This is a genomic window from Leptospira langatensis (assembly GCF_004770615.1).
In the GTDB taxonomy this organism is placed as follows: domain Bacteria; phylum Spirochaetota; class Leptospiria; order Leptospirales; family Leptospiraceae; genus Leptospira_B; species Leptospira_B langatensis.
The window spans coordinates 295632-315313 of sequence record NZ_RQER01000007.1 but is presented as its reverse complement, the minus strand read 5'-3'; the positions used below and the strand labels follow the sequence as shown (position 1 = coordinate 315313).

Sequence of the window (19682 nt, the reverse complement as noted above, 5' to 3'; positions counted from 1 at the left end):
AGAGGATGCGGGGAGTTTCATTGTTAACCGAACAAAATCGTATCGAACAGGAAACGAGTACGAAAAAAATCCCTTGGCTCCTTCTTCTTATATTTGCGACTTCTTCCTTTCTATTTCCTTTCGGGCCGGCAATCCTTCCGGAGACCATTCCCTTTGAGACCTATACGGAAGAAAAAAAAGGGAACCTTCCTGCACCTTCGTCCATAAATACGGACCAGGACAATACTCCGAGTAATTCTCTCGGAAATATTCCTGCAGGAAAGATCATAGACTGGGATATCGATCGGCTTACAGAATATGCGATCTCAAACAATCCTTTGTATTTATCCGAAAAACAGAATATGGGGATCGAAAGAGGAAGGGTAATCACCGCTTCTCTTTACAGAAACCCTATCGTTCAGTTCCAGCAACAATTCATAGGCGGTACTCCCAATTCCCAAGGAGGAAGTCCAGAAACCGCTCCCGGGTTATTCCAAGACTTGGATGTGTATGGGGTCGTTCCTTTGAGGACCAGAGTCGCCAAGAAATCCTTCGAGGCATCCATCCAAGACTTCCGGAATTTTGATCGCATCTTTAGAATGAGACTCAGACAGAATTACTGGGCCTTCGTATTCCTGACTCTTCTCGTAGATACCAACAAGGAATTTTACGAGAACTATAGTGATCTTTTGGAGCTCACTAAATTCAGAGTGCAGAAGGGAGATATCTCTCCTTTGGAATTCGAAAGATTGGAATTGGAACGGATCCAGGTAGAGAAATACTATAGGGATGCTATCGTTCGCAGGCAGTCGATCGAAAAGGACCTTCGGATCCTAACAGGACTTTCCGAGTCGGAAGGATTATTCGCATTCAAGGTGGAATCCATGCGATTCAGATCCTTGGAGGATATGGGCCTGCGACTGAAAGAGGAATTTCCTTCTATCGAAAGACCCGATGTGATCGCCTTGGAGCAAAGGCTCCAAGAGAAGAAGATGAATATCGAACTCCAAAGAAAGGAGGCCCTCGGCTGGCTACAGTTAGGTGGCGAGTGGAGGATCAAAGGAGGAGAGAACTACGGAGGCGTATTCGCTACTCTTCCGATCCCTTTGAACGATAGAGGCCAGGGTAAGGTTTATTCCGCCAAGGAAGAATACCGAAAGTTCGAACTCGCTCTCGATGCGAAGAAGAGAGAAGTGGTTGCTGAGATAGAGGCCGCTAAGAAAGAGTTGCTTGCCCGAGAAGAACTTCTTACGAAATACGAAAGGATCAATCTATTACAAAAAAATAAACAGTTGGAAGAGAAGTCCAGGATCGCGTATGTTCGGGGCGCATCCGACCAAGTAACCTTCCTCCAAGCTGAAAAGAACTACCTCACCATCCTTCGCGAATACTACGATCTCTTATTCCTATACTTTAATGCTGTAGAAGCCTATAAGGCTGCGACCGGAAAAATTGCGGAAATGTCTTCCAGCGATCCGGCAAAAGGAGAAAGGCAATGATCGCTCTATTTCAAAAAAATAAGATCCTCATCGTAGCTGCATTGCTGATCGCGAGCGGCATTTACGGATACAAGTATTTCTCCAAGAAAAAACCCGAGAAGAAAGTAACCGAAGAATCCAAGAACGTATTCTCGGTGCCGGAAGACGTCTTGAAAAGACATCCTTTGACCTATGTTAATTTGAAAGAAGTCTCTCAGTTCGAAGAATTAGCTCTTCCAGGTAGGATCACTTATGACCCGGAAAGCATGGCCAAGGTGGGTTCTCAAGTAGAGGCCCGTATCAAAAAAGTCTTGGTCAAGGAAGGGGACAGGGTCAGCCAAGGATCTCCTCTCGCCATTCTTTCTTCCATTCAATTGGGAGAAGTAGAAGCCTCATATGTAAAGGCGAGAGCCTCTTTAGATGCATTGAAATTGCAAGCGGACCGGGCAAAGGAACTCTTCGAGATGAAGGTAACTTCTGCGAAAGAATATGAGCTGGCAACCATGCAGTACAAGACTGCCAAGACGGAAGCGGAAACTACTCGGATCAAATTGGACAACTACGGTCTCACTCCTTCCGAGATAGAAGGAATCGAAAGAGGGATCTATGTTTCTTCCAACCTGATCTTAAGAAGTCCGATCAACGGAGAGGTCACCGAGAGAAGGGCCATCCTAGGACAGCAGGTCACTCGCAACGAAGAATTATTTACCATCGCGAATTTGAATCATCTCTGGGTGCTCTTGGATGTGTATGAAAAGGACCTGGGAGGAGTAAGAGAAGGAGCACAGGCTACTATCTTCCCTTTAGGAGACGAGCATAGTACGATCCAGATCTATGGCAAGGTCGGATACGTGGGAACGGTTTTGGACAACGTAAAACGTACTGCAAAACTTAGGATAATGGTCTCGAATAAGGGTGGAAAACTCAAACCAGGCCAAACAGTCACCGCAAAAGTGGCCGGCTTAGTTGTCAGCACCGGAGAAGGAAAACGCAAAATGGTACCTCTCGAAGCTGTACATGAGATAGAAGGTAAGTCCTTCGTATTCATTCCTCATGGAGAAGATACCTTCGAAGCGGTGAATGTGATCGTGGGAGATACGATCGAGGACGATGTTGTGATCCTGGGCGGCCTGCCCGAAGGAGCCAAAGTGATCTCCAAAGGATCCTTCGTTCTAAAGAGCGAATTCCTGAAGTATTAAGTTTATCTAAACTATAGATCTTTTAAGATCCGGATCGGATACTTATGCATGATGCTATCTGCGGTCGCGAATTCCCAACCGTTGACTAACAGGTGAGAGATCAATAATCGATCGAAAGGATCCCTATGGATGTTTGGGACCTTCCCCAAAAAGAAGACAGCCTCGTCTTGCAGATCCGCCTTCTCTAAGCCCGAACCCAATGCTGCCGGTAAAATAAAATGCCATGGAGGAGAAGGAAGACGAAGTTTGCCGAGCTCATATTTGATCTGTATTTCCCAGAGGGATACTTGGTGGAATAGAAGTCGGACATCTTCCTGTTCAATGAGCTCGAGGACGATCTTTGGAAGTTTTGGATCGCTTAACAAGAACCAGAGAAGGACCTGGGTATCCAGTAGTACGGATCTCAAATCTTATTCTCCGTAAAAATCGGCTTCGAATTCAGGCAGAGGAGAATTGAAATCCTCAGGAACGACGAATTGGTCTTTTAGCATTCCTGGTATCCTCTTTTTACGAGGAGAAGCTTCGGGAAGAAGTTTCAACTCTGCAATCGGTTGGTTTCTCTCGGAAATAATGACCCTTTCTCCGGATTTGATGGCCTGGAGATATTGTCCTAAATGTGCCTTAGCTTCTGCTAGATTGATCGTTTGCATAGTAGTCTGCTTTTAGACTACTTATTATCTTTTAACAGTCAATTGAATTTCCCTGCTTTTACAACCCTCTCTCGGAAACCTCATTCCACTCCCCAAAAAAGTACTTGCAAAACATCTATTCACTAATAACTTGTTAAGCATGAAAGACCTCACCGAAAAGCAGCTCGCAGTCCTACATTTTATTACCAATGTGATCAAAGAGAGAGGCTTTCCTCCCACAATTAGGGAGATCGGTGATGAGTTCGGGATTACTGCCAAGGGTGCTTACGATCACCTGAAGGCGATCGAAAAGAAGGGGTATCTGAAGACTTCCAAGAACCAATCTCGAGCCATTGAATTGACCCGCCAAAGTCCTTTTGAGACCCTTCCTGTTCCCACGCCTAGCATTCCCCTCTTGGGTAGGGTTGCTGCTGGACTCCCGATCTTGGCAGAAGAGAATATCGAATCCTATATCCCGGTTCCCGAAGAAATGGCATCCAAAGGCATTACCTTTGCCTTGAAAGTGCAAGGGGATTCCATGATAGAGGCTGGGATCAACGACGGAGATGTTGCGATCATCCAGAAAAAAGACATCGCTCGTAACGGAGAGATCGTGGTCGCTCTGATCGAAGACGAAGCTACCTTGAAAGTCTATTATAAGGAAGTGGATCATATCCGTTTGGAAGCCAGAAATCCTAAGTACAAACCAATACGTAGTAAGAAGGTTACCATTTTAGGAAAGCTGATCGGACTGTATCGCTCCTATTAAGGCCAGGCCAGAATTCCTGGTTGACACTTGCTTCCTTTAAGGAAAGATTCTGAAAGAGTGATTTTTCTTTCCTTATTCCGCAAGCTCGCGGTATTTTTATTATTTCTCCTCCTATTCGATTGCGCTTCTCCCAAGAAACAGATCGGGGAACCGGAACTAAAGTTAGTCTTAGAATATCTGACCGAGGCTCGCTTCGCGGGAAGATTGAATTATACTGGGGAACAAAAGATCCGCAGTGATCTGGAGATCGTCGCGGCAGCTTGCGAAAGATATCAACTAGATCAAGATTCCGTAATGGAGCAGATCAGGATCAAGCATCCGGAGATCTACTCCGCTCTGGTCGGTAAGAAATGAAACATAAAGAAAGATTTGCTTGGGCCTCCCTGGTCTTCGTTCTTTTTACGGCTCTTGTATTCCAACCCTTAAAAGCAAAGGCCCTCTCCGAAGTTTCGGAGAAATATCTGCAATTATTCCACGAAGTCTTCGGACTCATGCAAAACGGTTATGTGGAGACCGTCGATGAGGAAAAGGCGTTCTTAGGAGCGATCAAAGGACTCTTAGGTTCTTTAGGAGATCCTCATTCTACTTTCCTGGAAGAAGAAGAATACAGGCAAATGAGAGAGGAGACTCGCGGAAGTTTCGGCGGAGTCGGAATGGAAGTGGCTTATACCGACGGTGCGATCGTGGTGGTTTCTCCGATCGAAGACACTCCTGCGATGAAGGCAGGGATCTTGCCTCAGGATCGGATCGTGGAGATAGACGGAAAGAATACCTCGAATCTCGGATATAGCGAAGGCATCAAACTCATGAGAGGGAAGCCTGGTACAGCCGTCACCATCAAGGTAGAAAGAAAGAATGTGAAGGAAGCACTTCAGTTCACTCTTGTTCGTGAGAATATTAAGATACGTTATGTGAGATCTACCTTCTTCGATAAGGAAAAGATCGGATATGTGCGCTTGAACCAATTCATGGGCGAGAACACTTACGAGGAATTTAAGAAACAAGTAAAGTCCTTAGTAGATAAGAAGGCAGAAGGACTGATCGTAGATCTAAGAATGAATCCAGGAGGACTATTGCCTCTTGCAGTCGCTCTTTCCGATCTATTCTTGCCGGAAGGTTTGGATATCGTGTCCGTGAGAGGAAGAGGTGGAGAGCTTGCTGACGTCTCCAAGTCCACGGGTAAAACCGATAAGTTTACGAATATTCCTCTTGTTGTACTGATCAATGAGGGTTCCGCTTCTGCTTCTGAGATATTTGCGGGGGCCATGCAGGATCATTCCAGGGCGAAGATCGTAGGAACTACTTCCTTCGGAAAGGGCTCTGTTCAGATCGTGTATCCTCTTTCTTACGGAATGGCTGTTAAACTTACGGTGCAAAAATACTATACTCCTTCCGGTAAATCCCTTCATGGAAAGGGAATACAACCTGACGTAGTGATCAAAGGAATTGAGCCGAACGAGGATGATCGCTTTTACCTGCGTAAGATGGGAGAAAAGAAATTATTAGACCAGCTTGCTGCAAAGTATCCTGAATACACGGAACAGAATTTTGTACTTTTCGAAAAGGCTTTGAAGGACCAAGGGATCAAACTTACCACCGAGGTTGCGAGAGCCGTATATAAGAATAAGACCCAGCCTGAAAAAGAAAGAGGTGCCACCGATATGGAATTGGATCCTCAGTTGAAAAAAGCTGTGGATCTGCTTTCTTCGGCAAAGTCGTAAGATCTCATGATCGGTCTTGGAATAGAGACAAGCTGTGATGAAACAAGTTTAGGCATTGTAAAAGACGGGAAGGAATTGCTTTCCCTGAAGATTTACAGCCAGATCGATCTGCATAAGCCGTTTCGCGGGATTGTTCCGGAGATCGCTTCTCGAGCTCATTTGGAAAAGATCAATCCTCTCTTAGAAGAAGTCTTGGAAGAATCCAAGGTCTCTCTTTCCGACTTGGATTACGTTGCGGTGACCCGATCCCCCGGTCTTACCGGTTCGCTTATGGTAGGAGCCCAACTTGCTCGTTGCATTCATGCAATTCACGGCACGCCTATCGTTCCTCTCTGTCATTTGCAGGCACATTTTGCGGTATTGCAATTGGAAGGAGTGGAGCCTGTATTTCCCGTTTTAGGCCTGCTTCTCTCCGGTGGGAACTCGGCCATCTACAGAATTCCTCATTTCGGGAAGATGGAAACAGTTGGAGATACGATGGACGATGCTTTAGGGGAGGCATTCGATAAGGTTGCGGGACTTTTCTCCTTGCCTTATCCTGGGGGGCCGCCCATAGAGGCGCAAGCCTCTCTATATACTCCGGAATCTGGGGAGAAGGATCTACTTCCCCCCATGCTCCGGAACCTGGAACAGGATCGTGTTGCATTTTCCTTTTCCGGCTTGAAAACTGCAGTTTCCCATTTGCTTGCGAAACAGCCGGATCTTTCCGTTCCTAAAGTATGCTATCATTTCCAAAACACTGCCTTTGAGCTCGTGGAAAGAAATTTAAAGAGGGCAGTGGCAATCACAGGGATACGCAGGATTATCGCGGCAGGCGGAGTGCTCGCAAACACGACTCTTCGTAACAGATTGTCTGCGTTCGCGAAAAAAAATTCCCTGGAATTTTTTTCTCCACAAAAAAAAATCTACTGCACGGATAACGGAGCGATGGTTGCCGCTCTCGGTTATTATTTAATGCAACAGGGCTATTCTAAGAGTTTGGACTTCACAGTGAGTCCGGTAAGGCAGGAGACCTATATATGAATCGCAAGCTAAATTGGATCCCCAATATGATCACGCTCGGAAACCTAAGTATGGGTTTCGTGTCCATCTTGATCGCATCAGAGGCAGTCGGGAACGGGCCTCAATCTTTCGTTCTGGCCGGATTCTTTATCCTGCTCGCAGCGATCTGCGACGGTTTGGACGGAATGGTTGCCAGAGCCTTGGATGCTACAAGCGAATTAGGGGCGGATCTGGATAGTTTGGCGGATCTGACTGCATTCGGGATCGCACCGGGATATCTTTTTTATACGATGATCCTGGAAGAATACAAAATAGACGTATTCGGTAAGGACGATCTTTTCCCGGTCGGAATGCTAATTGCGGCTATTTTCCCGATCTGCGCTGCGTATCGATTGGCTCGCTTCAATGTGGCTCACGATCCTTCTTCTTTTACCGGTTTACCTTCCCCTGTTGCCGGAGTTACCATCGGATTCCTACCTATCTTTCTCGGAAAGGACCATATGCCGCATTGGATCACTATTCCTCTTTTCGTGGTCATTGCAATATTAATGGTTTCTAATGTTCGCTATGGCAAACCCCAAGTTGCGATCCGCACCAAGCTGACTCCGGGAAGAGGGATCCTAATGCTTGCCGCTGCACTGGTCTTATTGTTCTTTATTGGATTCGAACGCTGGCCTTGGTTGATCTACGGCTTGATCGGTCTATATATCTTCTCCGGACTGATTACGTTCCTGATCCATATTCTTCAGGATCTTAGAGTCAAACTGGATTGAAGTATATTAATATTTTATAATTTTCGGAATGAGAATTCCGGGCCAATGGATGAAAACTTAAGAAAAATTATTTTCTTAAAAACAAATCCCGAAAGCTTAATAGAAGGATCTGGATCTTTAGATCCTTCTATTAACTATGAAATTCACTCGATATTTCGAAAATGAAGTATTGCGGAAGCGATCAGAACTTCGCATACATTGGGTGATAGAAGCGTTTCAATTCCCCGATAGAAAAGAAACCCAAGAAGACGGCAGAATTCGTATTTGGAAATGGATTGACGAAGCCCAAAAATACCTTCGAGTTATTCTACTAGAGGATGGAGAGACGATCCACAACGCTTTCTTTGATCGAGGCTTTAGAGAATGAAGATCACCTATTATCCGGAAACCGATTCGATCTATATAGATCTTTCTAACCGTCGATCGTTTGAGACTAGAGAGATCAATGACGATCTAAATGTGGATCTAGATGAAGACGGAAGGCCTGTCGGAATAGATATTCACGGCAGAGCTTCTAAATACGTGGATCTTTCCTCTATTTTATTTGAAACGGCAAAGTCATAGATCTACTATTCCCAGATTGGCAAAAACACTTGAAAGCGTAGACTCAAGCTGTCTCCGCTTGCGGACTTTCCTCTGGTATGACGCAAGTGGATCGCAAAGTACGGATGAAAGATCCGTAAGAAAGAATAAAAGGCCTTGTCCGTGACTACGAGTCCTGTTTCGTCCGGAGTGATGGATTCTTCCGCAAAGGAAGGAGTTCGGTTTCCTTCTTCTGCATAGAGTAAACTTGAGTAGATCTTCCATTCCTTGCCCAAGGAGATCTGTAAGCCTGCTTCCGTGAGACGGTCTCCGTTATCTCTCCATTCCTGCCCGATTTCCCATCTCCAGGCTCTCTTTTGATAGGCCAGATACAGTCCTCTGCCCAGGATCCAATCAGGTTGATCCGAAAACTCATAGGCTCGGATTTGTGCTACTAAGGCGAAGATCGGAAATTGCAAGAATCCTATTCTTGTGGTTATCGCTCTTGCACTGTAAATGGTCTTTCCTTCGGCAGAGATCCGCTCGAACCCGGCGATCTGTAATCTGTGATAGTTTCCCGGTTCCCAGACAAATCGGAACAATCCAGCTTTCTCTTCTGGAGCGGTTTTCTCGGTGAGATTGAATAATTGCCCCGCTCTTCCTTTGTATCCGGAAAAGAAAACCCGTCTGCTTTTTTCCCAATCCTGCCAAGAAGCGGAAACGATACCTTGCGGATTTTCCTTGGTCCCATAGACTTCCATTCGAAAACCATACTGTTTTTTTTCTTCTTTTCGCTCCGAAGAAGAGGGATATTCCGCAAGGATAAACGCTTCTTTTGTTTCCGGAGAATATGCGAACTCCAGATAATTCTTATACGGTTTGAAGAAGAGACCAGGGCGTTTCTCTGCAGATCTCTCCGCATAATACGTTCCTACCTGACTTTCTCCCAATTTGAGGGATAGAAATCCCGCTCTCACAGTAGGTTGCTCCAAGAACCAAAATGAAGTGAAATCGAATGTTTCTCGTAAAAAGAAGAAATGGTTCAGGGGACGAAACCGATTCCCGTACGAAGCGTAGATCCTTTCGTTCTCGAAGGAATAGGATCCTAAAACGGTCTCTCCTCTTTTTTCTAAGAATGCCTTATGCTTAGCACATTCCTGTTTTGAGAACAGGATCCGGGCTTCTTTTAAACAGAATTCCCCTCGCACCCAAAGAGTTTCCTGTCTGGTTTGATAGAATCTGGAATCGAATCCAGAGAAGGAGAATCCGCTCGAGAAAGGAGTAGGCAAGCTCTGAGCTTCAAGTATATTAGAAAACAAGAATAGAAGTACAATGGCCCGTTTCATTTCAGGCCTCTTTTCTTGCGGATCAATGCCTCTATTTTTCTTCTTTTCGCCTCGGGAAGGGACCCTAAGAAGGCTTTAAATTTTATCTGTGACTGGCGGGAATGTCCTGCGATCTCAAGTGACTCTCCGATCGAAAAACCGTATTTTAAGAGCTCTTCTGTTTCTAAGGAAGGATAGGATTGTTCTTCTTTCTTTGAATTAGGTATTCTGCGGTTTGATCCTTTGTCGGAGGAGATTTCTTCCGCTTTCTCTTCTGAGGGGAAGGGTGAGAAGCCGAGGCTTGCGTAACCTATAAAGTCTTTCTCCTTTTCCTGAAATTGTGCATCTCCTAAGAAGCGGTCTATTCCCCAAGTGAAGCCCAAGGAGATCTTATCCTCCCAGATCCCCGCATTCGTTTTTGTTCTTTCATAGGATAGACTTAGCCTGAACGCAGAGTTTGGATCGGATCGAAGAAGTGCTCCGATCGAAGTCCCTTCCGAACTTCTTCTATTCAAAAAATCTAAACTAACATATCTTGTGTGTGCTCCCAGGCTCCCTAAGAAGAAGCCGCTTTCTCCCGGACTTCCTAAGAGTTGGAATTCCAACCCGATGTCCCGATCCAATTTGATCCTGTGACCCAGGCCGAAGATCTGGGAGAATGAGTTGGTTCGGTCCCCTCCCACCCAAACGAATCTGGAACTGCGGACTTGCGTTTTCCAAAAGGGGACCTGCAGGATTGCTCCGGCTTCTTTCGGGTTCCCTGGTCCTGAAATCCCAAAAACGGATATTTCTCCGCCGCTCCACCAGGGCCGTAATAGGAATTCATTCGGTAGATCGGCGGCTCTTCCCCAGACGCTGCTTATAGGAAGAAGGAGGAGTATAATATTTCGGAGCCTCATCTCGAAGGCAGGTGGGAAAACAAGGAGTTGGAGAGAGGATTTTTGGGGAAGCCCCCTTTTTTCAGAGAATTTGGATCGCAAGCTCCCGGATTTGTCCGGGGCCTAGATAGAATGAATTGCAAGCAGGGAGGTGCTTCGGACTGGAAATTCCGGAAATTCCTTGCAAAAAGAGAAGTAAACGCTTGACGGTAGCTATAAATTCGTATAGTATATAAATAACCGTTTAGTAGATTATTAGTGTGCAAAATTCAATTTATGTCGTCTAACTAGGCGAGGGAGAGAAAGTATGATGATTCGATCTCTACAAGATTCTGGGGCTTACGAGAGAAGCCGAAAAGGTCTGACAGGTGCTGGGTTTGATTGGAGAGAAAAAGTTCGCTCCGTGGATCCAGATACCAAGACATTTGCGGACTATCTAGAGGAGTCCTTTCAAGGCGATCTGGTCCAAGATGGAAACTGGTTCTCCGAAACCTTATCCGAGCTCAGCAAAAAGAATCTAAAAAAGATTTGAGTCTTGGCTTTGCGTTGGGGTTCAGAACCTGATCCGCGGACCCGCATATTGTACGATGCGGAGAGTCTAGAAGACTGGGAACTGATAGCCGTTCTTTTAGGTAAGGGGAACCGAGGTCTTTCTATTGAGGACTTAAGTCGTGATATCCTAAAAGCTTCTCAGGGATTAGGAGGCCTTCTTGCTTCCGATATTTCTCGAAATTTGAATATTGCCGGGCTCGGCAAGGCAAAGACAACCACTCTACTTGCCGCTTTAGAGCTTTCCAAGCGCTTAAAATATAAATCCATCCGAATGACAGGATACAATCCTGCGGATCTTTGCGGGTATCTTCGCGCGGTCTTTTCTCCCTTAAAAAGGGAATGTTTCGTACTCGCTACTGTTTCTCCGGCAGGACATTTGCTTCGAGCGGAGATTGTTTCCAAAGGAAGTCTAGAAGAAGTAGGAGTCCTGCCCAGAGATCTAGTGAGGATTATCTTAAACGACGAGGCTACCCAGGCCATACTCGCACACAATCATCCCGGCATGGTCTGCTATCCTAGCCAAGAAGACTGGAACGTGTATCTCAGATTAAAGGAGATACTCTCCGATCTGGATGTGGATCTTTTGGACCATTGGATTTTTGGAATTGACGGGATCTTTTCCTGCAAACATTCTACTCGGCTAGATGAGAGCTGACTCGATTTCACTCTCCAACAAGACTTCGAGTCTCGGGTTTCAGGGTGTTTCAGTCCGACTTCTTACGTAAATTCAGGATCTTACTCGTTCTAGTTCGCAGAGACTACGCCTTACAATATGCTGGGTCCGCCCTCGGTTTGACCTGGATGTTCCTTCAGAATCTAAGCCTCATACTGATCTATACCGTTGTTTTTTATTTCTTAGGAATTCGATCCCAAGGGGAAGATCCTCTCGGCTATTTTGCTTACGTTCTCAGTGGCTTGTTATTTTGGATCCCATTGCAGGAATATTTAATACGTGGGACCGGGATCCTCACAGATAATCGCCAATTGATCAAGCGTTCTCCTTTGGGACCGGAGATCTTTCTTTGGATCCCTTTCATTCAGTTTTTATTACATTGGGCGATTACTGCAGTCCCCATATTCCTATTTCTCGCTTGGGCGGGAAAGTTAGGAGCCGGCCTTCCTCTCGCATTTCTTTGCGTTTTCTGCACTGGGCTTTTCATAGCCTGTCTCCAGAGTTATTTAGCGAGAATTAATATTATTCTCCGGGATATTTCTCCTTTGGTCCGATTGATGACTCAGTTCCTATTTTGGGGGCTTCCTATCCTATACGAATCCAAAGGAATATTAGGAAAACTGAATTTGTTTAATCCTCTTTTCTTCCCTTTAGAGACATTCCGTTCTTTTCTTCTTTCGGGGTATGAGTCCAAAGCCACATTTGCCGACTTCTTTCCTTTCCTGATCTTATTCTTGGCGATCTTTTTCTTGAGCAGGGCCAAACTAAATCAAATCGTATTGGATCACCTTTGATTAAGATAGAGAATCTCTCCAAGACCTACCAGGGGTACAGCAAACCTCTCAATCGCTTGATTAGCGCCTTGAGCTTCGGTTATTTCGGACTGGATGTGAAATACAAGGCACTGGATGGGATCTCGTTTTCCGCTGAAAAAGGCGAAGTGATCGGCATTATAGGCAGGAATGGTGCCGGCAAGTCCACCTTACTCAAATTATTGACGGGGGTCTCCAAGCCAGATTCGGGCAAACTCGAGAAGAAGGGCACGGTCCGTTCCATCCTGGAACTCGGAGTAGGATTCAATCCGGAACTTTCGGGAGAAGAGAACCTGTATTATAACGGTCTAGTCTGGGGTTTGGACCCGCAGGAATTATTGGATTCTTCCGAAGAGATCTTCAAGTTTTCCGGTTTATCAGAATTTCGTAATACTCCTTTAAAGAATTATTCGTCGGGAATGACAATGAGGCTTGGCTTTGCTTTAGCGACTGCAAAGAGGCCCGATATTCTGATCGTGGACGAAGCCTTGGCCGTGGGGGATGCGAGTTTCCAGCAAAAAAGCTTAGGTAGGTTCCGTAAGTTTGCGGAGGACGGGACTCTGACCCTTATCGTGAGCCATGATCTCGAACTCTTAAAGTCCGTTTGCACCCGTTTGCTCGTATTGGAAAAAGGCAAACTCGTATTCGATGGGAACCCGATCGACGGTTTTCGAGAATACATGCAGATCATCGCCTCTTCTTCTCTGGAAGGAAATACAAAGATAGAGGATAGCAAGTCCTTGGTGGAAAACCTGCAGGTAGGAATTCTACATGCTGGGAAGCTAAATCCTCCCATTCTTCCTGTGGGAGCAGAAACGGAACTGACTGTCAAAGTGAGCTTTCGAGCTCCTATCACCGATCTGACCGTGGGCTTTCATATAGACGATCATAGAGGGATCCGAGTGTTCGGTACGAATACCTATCATATCGGCGGAAGACAAAAGGATATTTCTCTCGGAGAGAATGTTCAGGTGAGCTTTCGTTTTCCTCTCAATCTTTCTCCTGGAAAATATTCTCTAGGGATTGCGCTTCATTCCGGAGAGAGTCATGCAGAAGGTTCCTATCTTTGGAAGGATGGGATCCTGCAGTTCGAATTAGAAAGATTGGATCTTCCTAAATTTGAGGGGGCGGCTTGGATCCCGGTCCAAGTGGAGTCGAAAAAAGGCGATTTTCCTCTATAAATTCCTTCCCAGCCTCCTATTTGAAAGGATTCTGGTTTCCGTATGAGAGTTTGTGTAATTGGTAGCGGATACGTAGGTCTTGTGGCAGGAGCTTGCTTCGCCGAATTCGGGAACAACGTGATCTGCGTAGATAAGGACTCTAAGAAAATAGAGGATCTTAAAAACGGAATCATTCCTATTTACGAACCGGGCCTTTCCGAGCTGGTTCTTAGCAATCGAAAAGAGAATCGTCTGGAATTCAGTACTTCCACCCAAGAAGCGGTGGAGAGCTCCGAGATCATTTTTATCGCTGTAGGAACTCCTACATCCCAAGACGGTTCCGCGGATCTGACTGCAGTCTTCGCGGTCGCGGAAGCGATCGGTAAATCGATGAACGGTTACAAGGTGATCGTGGACAAGTCCACCGTTCCTGTAGGAACCGCGGCGAAAGTAAAAGAGATCATCTCCAAGAACACAAAGCACGAATTCGATGTGGTCTCTAATCCGGAATTCTTGAAGGAAGGCGCTGCGATCGACGACTTCATGAAACCGGAAAGAGTGGTGATCGGCGCTGATAGCGAGAGAGCGGGAGATCTGGTTGCGCAACTTTATTCCCCTTTCGTTTTGAACGGAAACCCGATCATCAAGATGAGCACTCTTTCCGCGGAGCTGACTAAATATGCGTGTAACGCATTCCTTGCCACTAAGATCTCTTTTGCAAATGAGGTCGCAAATCTTTGCGAGTCCGTAGGTGCAGACTACGAGGATGTTCGCAAAGGAATGGGAACAGATTCCAGGATCGGAAGACAGTTCCTATATGCAGGGATCGGTTACGGCGGCTCTTGCTTTCCTAAGGATGTGCGCGCTCTGATCCGTACTTCCGAGCAATATTCTACTCCGTTACGCATCATTCGCGAAGTGGAAACCGTAAACGAGGACCAAAAAGTCCGCCTCTTCGAGAAGATAGAGAAGTTTTACGGTAAAGGCGGAGTGAAGGGTAAAAAGATCGCGATTTGGGGCCTTGCTTTCAAACCCGGAACCGACGATATGAGAGAGGCTCCTTCCATTCCTCTATTATTAAAATTGCATGAAGAAGGCGCTCATCTCAAGGCGTTCGATCCGGTCGCTAAAGAAACTTCAGAATACTATTTCAAAGGAAAAGTGGAGTATGCGAAGGATGCGTACGAAGCACTTCAGGATGCGGATGCGCTTCTTCTTCTTACGGAATGGAGAGAGTTCAGAGAACCTGATTTCTCCCGTGTTAAGAAACTAATGAAGTCTCATGTGATCTTTGACGGTAGGAACCAATATCGTCCGGAGCAGATGAAGAAAGAAGGATTTAAATACTTCTCGATCGGTAAGCTACCGGTCTGATCCGAGAGATCTTAAAAGGTCTTGGATCTCTTTCTTTTCTTCTGGATTAGAAGTGAGTTCCAGGGCCTTCTTCAGATCGGATTCCGCCTCCGATCTTTTTCCCAAGGCCTTGTATGCCGATCCTCTAAAATAGTAAGCTGCCTGAGCGGAACCAGTTGGGAATTTGTCCAAATAGAGAGAAAAGGTCTTTATAGTCTTCTCCCAATTCTTTAGCTCGGAGAAGCTCACTCCTAGATTGAATAGAGCCTTGTGACGATTTTCCGGAGTCCTTGGGTCTTCGGAGGCAAAGGATCTATAAAAATACTCTGCCGCCTTTTGGTATTCCTTTGCCTCGAAATAATACTCTCCCAATTTCAAGAGGAGAAGATTATTTTCCGGGTCCTTGGAAACTTGAGCAAGTAGAGTACTCTCCTGGTCTCTCTTGGAGAAGGCAGACTTTAAGGTACGGACCACCATTCTTCTGTCGGGCATTCCCGCGATCTTCTCCGTTAGGCTACCGTTCTTGTCCAAAAATAGAAGAGTCGGGTAACCGCTGACCTGGTATTTTCTCTTTAGGTTCGGAAAACGATCCCCATCCAAAGAGAGAAGAACGAAATTAGAAAGCTCTGCCTGAACTTCCTTCTTAGGATAGATCTCTTTTTTCAATGTCTTACAATAACCGCACCAATCCGCATACACATCTATGAAGATGGGTTTGCCTTCCTTCTTGGCCTTAGTGAAGGCGCCTTCTACAGAGCTTTCCCATTTTACTTCCGAGAATAGATTGTTCGTAAAGAAGAAGGTAGTTAGGACGATCAGAGTGGGGAGGAATGGAAAGAAGGGACGCATGCTATTCTCTTCGACCTTTTTTTACCCGGGCTGATCTTAAGGAAACGGGAATTTGAGAATTTTTGTTTACCCGCAGGTAGCTGCCCGAATATTCGAAGTATCTCCGGGGGAAATGATGGAATTCCTACTTCAGTTAGAGCAGATCCTGAAAAAACGCAAAGAGGAATTACCTGAAAAATCATATACTGCCGATCTCTTCCGAAGCGGCGTGGATCGGATCCTAAAGAAAGTGGGAGAAGAAGCTGGAGAAGTCATTATCGCCGCCAAGAACGCGGACAAGAAAGAACTCACTCATGAGTCGGCGGATCTACTCTTCCACTTGCAAGTTCTTCTGGTCGAGAGAGGCTTATCTCTTACCGACGTGGTAGAAGAGCTCCGCAAAAGACATTCTTAATTCTTTTCAGATCTTAAGCGATCAGCTTGGTCCCGCATTCGGGACAGAACTTAGCTCCGGAAATCTCGATTTTAAATCCGCAATTATGACAGAACTTGGCAGTTGATGCCGTTTGGATCGGTTGCGGCTTTGCAATCGGTCCTAATTCGATCTTTTTGTCCTGCTCTTCTAATTCCTGGATCAGTCCTGCAGAGATGGATTTGAATTCCTGTTCGGTCAGTTTTCCGGTATCGAATTCTATTTTAAGATCTTTTAAATTATCTAAAAGGATTGCTCTTCTATCGAATAACTCGGAGCGTTCCGTTTCCGTCTCTAACTCTTTATGCTCCACAACGAAGGCAACGTATAGGAAAGGGGAGACCAGTAATCCGACCAAAAGTATATAAAAGAAAATTAATAAGAAATCCACTATTTTTGTTTTTCCTCGATTTCTGAGATATATCTGTGAAAGGAAGAATCACCATCCACTTCTGTGGCAATGGCCGCCTTCGGTGCGGTCCTTCTTTTCAGATAGAGATACATTAAAAGTACTCCTAAGGCCCCTGCTGCAGCTATGCTAAGATCGATCCAAGTGGAATCCGGCTTGGCAAGGATGTCAGGACCGAAACCCACCACTATGCTTTGGGCCATTCCCTGGTTTCCGTTCTCTATAAATTTTGCCACGATGGGATCGGTGACTACTTCCGGTCCGAAGCCATGCACCATTTTATTCACTATGGTATCCGCGTCCTCTCCTGCACGGATCCGATTCTCTATGAACAGTTTAAGTTTGGCAGATACGGTGCAATTGTTAAAGGAACAGCTCTTGATCGGGATCGAAGGAATGCAGATGCATCGGATCCTGTCCGTTACATCGTGAAAGGTCCGGATCTGATTCGGCTCCGTTAGATTGGTAAATGTGGAATCCGCAACCAAGGAAGAAGAAGCCGAAACCGCGAATACGAAGGCCGCGACCAGGATGGATCTAAAATCTATGAATGTACGAGCCTTCATTTTCGGTTCTCTCCTATAGGAAGAAGGATTAGAAGCCCGGAGAGAAAGAACATCAAGGAGCCTGCCCAGATGAATTTCACCATAGGATTCACCCAGACTTCCAGGTTCGCCACGATCTGTCTCGGAAAACTAAGATACTGATCCAGTTTGATGGCAGGATCCCGAGTAAAGAAATAGCTCAGGAACATTCTAGGTAGATCCGGATTCTCGTCCGAAAGATCCGCATGTTCGATGGCCCCGAGTTGGATATATAGATCCTCTTTCGGAGTGGAAGCGATCGCTGGTTCGCTTGTAGGAATATGTGTCTCAAAGTCTCCGCTTAAATGAGAGATCTGAGGATAGTATCTACGCTCCGTCACCATTGTTTCGAAGTCCTTCAATTGTCGTTTCACATTAAAGGTAGCCTCGTGAGACACGATCACATTTCGATGATTTACTCCCTTGGAGGCGTCTCCGTTGATGATCGGTTTGATCTTCAAGGTGCTTGCGGTGATCGTATAATCTCCGATCACTGCGGTGTCTTGGCTCGTATAAATGACCTCGTTGGTTTGGGACAATTCCAGGAAGTAAAAGAATTTCACGGAAGTATTCTGTTTGAATGCATTCCCAGCGAGACCGATGAATAGGATCACCATGGACAGGTGAACCAAATATCCGCCGTATCTTCTCTTGTTCTTGAGAAGCATGCGAAATCCTGCTAAGAAATAATTCTCATCGGGGATGGTGGCTCTTCTCGCTTGGATCCCGCTATGATATTCTTGCACGATCCCAGCGATGGTAAAGATCCCAAGACCGACTGTGAGAACACTGTATACTTCTCCCAATACGTCGCCTAAGCTGTAGTCGCTGATGGAAAAATTATAAGAGTAATAGAGTATATAGATCCCGGCACCGATCACACCCGCGAGCAAAGGCTTGAATAAGGTGGTAAAGAAGATCTTATCAGCGCCTTTTCTCCAAGCGAGCAACGGAGCCGCTCCCATCAAAAGAATGAGAAGGATCCCTGCAGGAACTCCCCAGGAATTGAACCAAGGAGCCTTGTATTCTACGCCTGAGAGTAAAGGAGAGAATACTCCGAGTAGAATGGAAAGAGTGGCAATCACTAAAAGGAAGTTGTTGAGTAGAAAGCTTCCTTCTTTAGAGGTCATCGCCTCTAGATTCCTTTCCGGTCTCAACTGTTCTCTGCGATAAAGAAGAACACCTATGTGAGCGAAGAAGCTGATCCCGATATAAATGATGAAAGGAGTTCCTATGCTAGACTTGGAAAAGGAATGGGGTCCTTCTAATACTCCGCTTCGAGTGATCCAGGTCCCAAGAAGGCAGAAATGGAATGCTAAAATGATGAGAAGCATATTCCAAAATTTTAACATTCCTCTTCTTTCCTGAATGATCATGGAATGAAGAAATGCCGTAGATAAAAGCCAAGGCATGAGGCTTGCATTCTCTACCGGATCCCAGGCCCAGTAACCACCCCAACCCAATTCCTCGTAGGCCCATTTGGAACCTAAAAGAATTCCGGTACCCAAGAAGAACCAAGAGAAGATACTCCATCTTCTTACGAAACGGAACCAGTTCTCGGACAATTGTCCTGTGATCAATGCGGAAGTCGCGATAGAGAAAGGGATCGCAAAACTCACATATCCGATGTAAAGGATAGGAGGATGGATGATCATGGCCCAGTGTTGCAAGAGAGGATTTAATCCTCTTCCTGCGACAGCTGCCGGTTGGAATTCCCGGAAAGGTTGTGCATCCGGAAAGAAGATAGCCAAGAAGGAGAAGAAGCAGGAGATCAGCGCCAGGCTGAAATGCATAACAGGGATCCGATCGTTTGCCAGATCCTTGGTCTGCCAAAGAACGATAAAAGTGAATAAGGAAAGAAGAAGGTTCCAGAAGAGAAGGGACCCCGACGAACCGGACCAGATCGAAGTGACCTTATAGAACATCGGAAGATGTTCGCTGGAATGCATCGCAACGTAATAATTGCTAAGATCCGTTCTCATGAGCTGGACCCCAAGCACTATGAATGCGAGAAGGATGAGACCGAAATTTGCCATCAGAGTATAACGGCCTAATTCTAATGCGCGGAAATCCTTCTTAAAGATCCCATAGCCTGTTTGGACCAAGGAGAATAATAAAACGGAAAAAGAGGAGATAAGACAGAGGGCGCCTAAATCGTTCATTGAAAAATCCTGAAGCTAAATATATAATAAATCTTTAATATTCTTTCTCTTCTCCCTGGTATCCTGCCTCGTATTTGGAAGCACATTTAGCCTCCACTTTGTCGGCTACCAGTACCCCGTTTTTCCAGGCACCATCCACTCTGGCCCTAGCTCCTTCCTTAAAAGCATCCGGAAGAAGAGTGGCTCCAGTAAAGTAAACGGGGACTTCCTTCTCGTTCAATTGAAGAGTGAATTTTGCGGTCTTTCCTTCTCGGATCAGGCTGCCCAATTTCACGAAGCCTCTGACTCTTAAGAGTTCGTCCGGTTCGTACTTAGCGGGATGAGCCGCCAGTTCGGAGGCGTCTAGTAGGGTATAAGAGGTTTCTTTGGAAGAGAAAAAAGCAATAGATGCCAGAGAGAGTCCGATCACGCTCGCAAGCACAGTAAATTTAAGGTTCATAT

The 19682-nt window shown here is 45.8% G+C and carries 24 protein-coding genes; 15 read left to right on the top strand and 9 right to left on the bottom strand.

Annotated features, from left to right (window positions below; all coding sequences use genetic code 11):
* Positions 1 to 5: 5 nt before the first annotated feature.
* A complete protein-coding gene (locus tag EHO57_RS13145) occupies positions 6 to 1478 on the top strand; it encodes a TolC family protein (protein ID WP_135645649.1) in 1473 nt (490 codons plus the stop codon).
* Positions 1475 to 2656, top strand: a complete 1182-nt coding sequence (locus EHO57_RS13140) for an efflux RND transporter periplasmic adaptor subunit (RefSeq protein ID WP_135645650.1) — start codon at positions 1475 to 1477, stop codon at positions 2654 to 2656. Before EHO57_RS13145 ends, EHO57_RS13140 begins: the two co-directional genes overlap by 4 nt.
* 11 nt (positions 2657 to 2667) lie before the next feature.
* On the opposite strand, the gene EHO57_RS13135 is transcribed toward EHO57_RS13140, so the two are convergent.
* Positions 2668 to 3063: a type II toxin-antitoxin system VapC family toxin gene (locus EHO57_RS13135; protein ID WP_135645651.1), complete on the bottom strand. Its 396-nt coding sequence runs from the start codon at positions 3061 to 3063 to the stop codon at positions 2668 to 2670.
* Positions 3064 to 3066: 3 nt separating this feature from the next.
* The gene (locus EHO57_RS13130) at positions 3067 to 3306 is read right to left on the bottom strand and encodes a type II toxin-antitoxin system Phd/YefM family antitoxin (RefSeq protein ID WP_135645652.1); all 240 of its coding nucleotides are present in this window, start codon (positions 3304 to 3306) and stop codon (positions 3067 to 3069) included.
* A 139-nt stretch (positions 3307 to 3445) separates the two neighbouring features.
* Between EHO57_RS13130 and lexA the strand changes: the two genes are divergently transcribed.
* The 7 genes from lexA to EHO57_RS13100 all read left to right on the top strand — a co-directional run bounded on the left by lexA (position 3446) and on the right by EHO57_RS13100 (position 8114).
* A complete protein-coding gene (gene lexA, locus EHO57_RS13125) occupies positions 3446 to 4054 on the top strand; it encodes a transcriptional repressor LexA (protein ID WP_135645653.1) in 609 nt (202 codons plus the stop codon).
* Positions 4055 to 4111: 57 nt separating this feature from the next.
* Positions 4112 to 4408 (top strand): LA_1448 family UV-C exposure upregulated protein, encoded by a 297-nt coding sequence (locus EHO57_RS13120; RefSeq protein ID WP_135645654.1) that lies wholly within the window; start codon positions 4112 to 4114, stop codon positions 4406 to 4408.
* A complete protein-coding gene (locus tag EHO57_RS18955) occupies positions 4405 to 5775 on the top strand; it encodes a S41 family peptidase (RefSeq protein ID WP_135645655.1) in 1371 nt (456 codons plus the stop codon). Before EHO57_RS13120 ends, EHO57_RS18955 begins: the two co-directional genes overlap by 4 nt.
* Positions 5776 to 5781: 6 nt before the next feature.
* Positions 5782 to 6798 carry a tRNA (adenosine(37)-N6)-threonylcarbamoyltransferase complex transferase subunit TsaD gene (gene tsaD / locus EHO57_RS18950; RefSeq protein WP_135645656.1) on the top strand — a complete coding sequence of 339 codons (1017 nt, stop codon included), beginning with the start codon at positions 5782 to 5784 and terminating at the stop codon, positions 6796 to 6798.
* Positions 6795 to 7550 (top strand): CDP-diacylglycerol--serine O-phosphatidyltransferase, encoded by a 756-nt coding sequence (gene pssA, locus EHO57_RS13110; protein ID WP_135645657.1) that lies wholly within the window; start codon positions 6795 to 6797, stop codon positions 7548 to 7550. The genes tsaD and pssA overlap by 4 nt, the downstream gene beginning before the upstream one ends.
* Before the next feature lie 136 nt (positions 7551 to 7686).
* Positions 7687 to 7917: a hypothetical protein gene (locus EHO57_RS19045; protein ID WP_135645658.1), complete on the top strand. Its 231-nt coding sequence runs from the start codon at positions 7687 to 7689 to the stop codon at positions 7915 to 7917.
* The gene (locus EHO57_RS13100; protein WP_135645659.1) at positions 7914 to 8114 is read left to right on the top strand and encodes a DUF2283 domain-containing protein; all 201 of its coding nucleotides are present in this window, start codon (positions 7914 to 7916) and stop codon (positions 8112 to 8114) included. The genes EHO57_RS19045 and EHO57_RS13100 overlap by 4 nt, the downstream gene beginning before the upstream one ends.
* A gap of 5 nt (positions 8115 to 8119) precedes the next feature.
* Here the strand turns inward: EHO57_RS13100 and EHO57_RS13095 are convergent, their stop codons facing one another.
* Positions 8120 to 9418 (bottom strand): hypothetical protein, encoded by a 1299-nt coding sequence (locus EHO57_RS13095; RefSeq protein WP_135645660.1) that lies wholly within the window; start codon positions 9416 to 9418, stop codon positions 8120 to 8122.
* Positions 9415 to 10377: a hypothetical protein gene (locus tag EHO57_RS13090; RefSeq protein WP_135645661.1), complete on the bottom strand. Its 963-nt coding sequence runs from the start codon at positions 10375 to 10377 to the stop codon at positions 9415 to 9417. Before EHO57_RS13090 ends, EHO57_RS13095 begins: the two co-directional genes overlap by 4 nt.
* 205 nt (positions 10378 to 10582) lie before the next feature.
* Here EHO57_RS13090 and EHO57_RS13085 point away from each other — a divergent pair, with 205 nt between their 5' ends.
* Genes EHO57_RS13085 through EHO57_RS13065 form a run of 5 tightly spaced genes read left to right on the top strand, consistent with a single transcriptional unit; the run spans position 10583 to position 14846 of the window.
* Positions 10583 to 10807 (top strand): LIC12298 family protein, encoded by a 225-nt coding sequence (locus tag EHO57_RS13085; protein ID WP_135645662.1) that lies wholly within the window; start codon positions 10583 to 10585, stop codon positions 10805 to 10807.
* Between the two features lie 3 nt (positions 10808 to 10810).
* Positions 10811 to 11482 (top strand): JAB domain-containing protein, encoded by a 672-nt coding sequence (locus EHO57_RS13080; protein WP_135645663.1) that lies wholly within the window; start codon positions 10811 to 10813, stop codon positions 11480 to 11482.
* A gap of 44 nt (positions 11483 to 11526) precedes the next feature.
* Complete coding sequence (locus tag EHO57_RS13075; protein ID WP_135645664.1) at positions 11527 to 12294, top strand: ABC transporter permease; 768 nt, start codon at positions 11527 to 11529, stop codon at positions 12292 to 12294.
* Entirely contained in the window at positions 12291 to 13493 is a 1203-nt protein-coding gene (locus EHO57_RS13070) for an ABC transporter ATP-binding protein (protein ID WP_135645665.1), read from the top strand. The genes EHO57_RS13075 and EHO57_RS13070 overlap by 4 nt, the downstream gene beginning before the upstream one ends.
* Positions 13494 to 13535: 42 nt before the next feature.
* Positions 13536 to 14846 (top strand): UDP-glucose dehydrogenase family protein, encoded by a 1311-nt coding sequence (locus EHO57_RS13065; protein WP_135645666.1) that lies wholly within the window; start codon positions 13536 to 13538, stop codon positions 14844 to 14846.
* Here EHO57_RS13065 and EHO57_RS13060 read toward each other — a convergent pair.
* Complete coding sequence (locus EHO57_RS13060; protein ID WP_135645667.1) at positions 14835 to 15674, bottom strand: thioredoxin family protein; 840 nt, start codon at positions 15672 to 15674, stop codon at positions 14835 to 14837. The two genes, EHO57_RS13065 and EHO57_RS13060, sit on opposite strands and share 12 nt — an antisense overlap.
* 115 nt (positions 15675 to 15789) lie before the next feature.
* On the opposite strand from EHO57_RS13060, the gene hisE reads away from it, so the two are divergent.
* Positions 15790 to 16068 carry a phosphoribosyl-ATP diphosphatase gene (hisE, locus tag EHO57_RS13055; protein WP_135645720.1) on the top strand — a complete coding sequence of 93 codons (279 nt, stop codon included), beginning with the start codon at positions 15790 to 15792 and terminating at the stop codon, positions 16066 to 16068.
* Between the two features lie 13 nt (positions 16069 to 16081).
* On the opposite strand, the gene EHO57_RS13050 is transcribed toward hisE, so the two are convergent.
* From EHO57_RS13050 to EHO57_RS13035, 4 genes are read right to left on the bottom strand one after another with little or no spacing between them, the layout of a single operon-like run.
* Complete coding sequence (locus EHO57_RS13050) at positions 16082 to 16477, bottom strand: zinc ribbon domain-containing protein (protein ID WP_135645668.1); 396 nt, start codon at positions 16475 to 16477, stop codon at positions 16082 to 16084.
* A complete protein-coding gene (locus EHO57_RS13045) occupies positions 16477 to 17061 on the bottom strand; it encodes a cytochrome c-type biogenesis protein CcmH (protein WP_135645669.1) in 585 nt (194 codons plus the stop codon). Before EHO57_RS13045 ends, EHO57_RS13050 begins: the two co-directional genes overlap by 1 nt.
* On the bottom strand, positions 17058 to 19241 hold the full coding sequence (locus EHO57_RS13040) for a heme lyase CcmF/NrfE family subunit (protein ID WP_135645670.1): 2184 nt from the start codon (positions 19239 to 19241) through the stop codon (positions 17058 to 17060). The genes EHO57_RS13045 and EHO57_RS13040 overlap by 4 nt, the downstream gene beginning before the upstream one ends.
* Before the next feature lie 34 nt (positions 19242 to 19275).
* Positions 19276 to 19680 (bottom strand): cytochrome c maturation protein CcmE domain-containing protein, encoded by a 405-nt coding sequence (locus EHO57_RS13035; protein ID WP_135645671.1) that lies wholly within the window; start codon positions 19678 to 19680, stop codon positions 19276 to 19278.
* Between the last annotated feature and the right edge of the window lie 2 nt (positions 19681 to 19682).

Bases quoted from the DNA above. Each gene is read 5' to 3' on its own strand.
- pssA (WP_135645657.1), top strand. From the start codon at position 6,795: ATGAATCGCAAGCTAAATTGGATCCCCAATATGATCACGCTCGGAAAC.
- tsaD (WP_135645656.1), top strand. From the start codon at position 5,782: ATGATCGGTCTTGGAATAGAGACAAGCTGTGATGAAACAAGTTTAGGC.
- EHO57_RS13130 (WP_135645652.1), bottom strand. From the start codon at position 3,306: ATGCAAACGATCAATCTAGCAGAAGCTAAGGCACATTTAGGACAATAT.
- EHO57_RS13065 (WP_135645666.1), top strand. From the start codon at position 13,536: ATGAGAGTTTGTGTAATTGGTAGCGGATACGTAGGTCTTGTGGCAGGA.
- EHO57_RS13145 (WP_135645649.1), top strand. From the start codon at position 6: ATGCGGGGAGTTTCATTGTTAACCGAACAAAATCGTATCGAACAGGAA.
- EHO57_RS13100 (WP_135645659.1), top strand. From the start codon at position 7,914: ATGAAGATCACCTATTATCCGGAAACCGATTCGATCTATATAGATCTT.
- EHO57_RS13140 (WP_135645650.1), top strand. From the start codon at position 1,475: ATGATCGCTCTATTTCAAAAAAATAAGATCCTCATCGTAGCTGCATTG.
- lexA (WP_135645653.1), top strand. From the start codon at position 3,446: ATGAAAGACCTCACCGAAAAGCAGCTCGCAGTCCTACATTTTATTACC.
- EHO57_RS13060 (WP_135645667.1), bottom strand. From the start codon at position 15,674: ATGCGTCCCTTCTTTCCATTCCTCCCCACTCTGATCGTCCTAACTACC.
- EHO57_RS19045 (WP_135645658.1), top strand. From the start codon at position 7,687: ATGAAATTCACTCGATATTTCGAAAATGAAGTATTGCGGAAGCGATCA.
- EHO57_RS13045 (WP_135645669.1), bottom strand. From the start codon at position 17,061: ATGAAGGCTCGTACATTCATAGATTTTAGATCCATCCTGGTCGCGGCC.
- EHO57_RS13095 (WP_135645660.1), bottom strand. From the start codon at position 9,418: ATGAAACGGGCCATTGTACTTCTATTCTTGTTTTCTAATATACTTGAA.
- EHO57_RS13040 (WP_135645670.1), bottom strand. From the start codon at position 19,241: ATGAACGATTTAGGCGCCCTCTGTCTTATCTCCTCTTTTTCCGTTTTA.
- EHO57_RS13085 (WP_135645662.1), top strand. From the start codon at position 10,583: ATGATGATTCGATCTCTACAAGATTCTGGGGCTTACGAGAGAAGCCGA.
- EHO57_RS18955 (WP_135645655.1), top strand. From the start codon at position 4,405: ATGAAACATAAAGAAAGATTTGCTTGGGCCTCCCTGGTCTTCGTTCTT.
- EHO57_RS13035 (WP_135645671.1), bottom strand. From the start codon at position 19,680: ATGAACCTTAAATTTACTGTGCTTGCGAGCGTGATCGGACTCTCTCTG.
- hisE (WP_135645720.1), top strand. From the start codon at position 15,790: ATGGAATTCCTACTTCAGTTAGAGCAGATCCTGAAAAAACGCAAAGAG.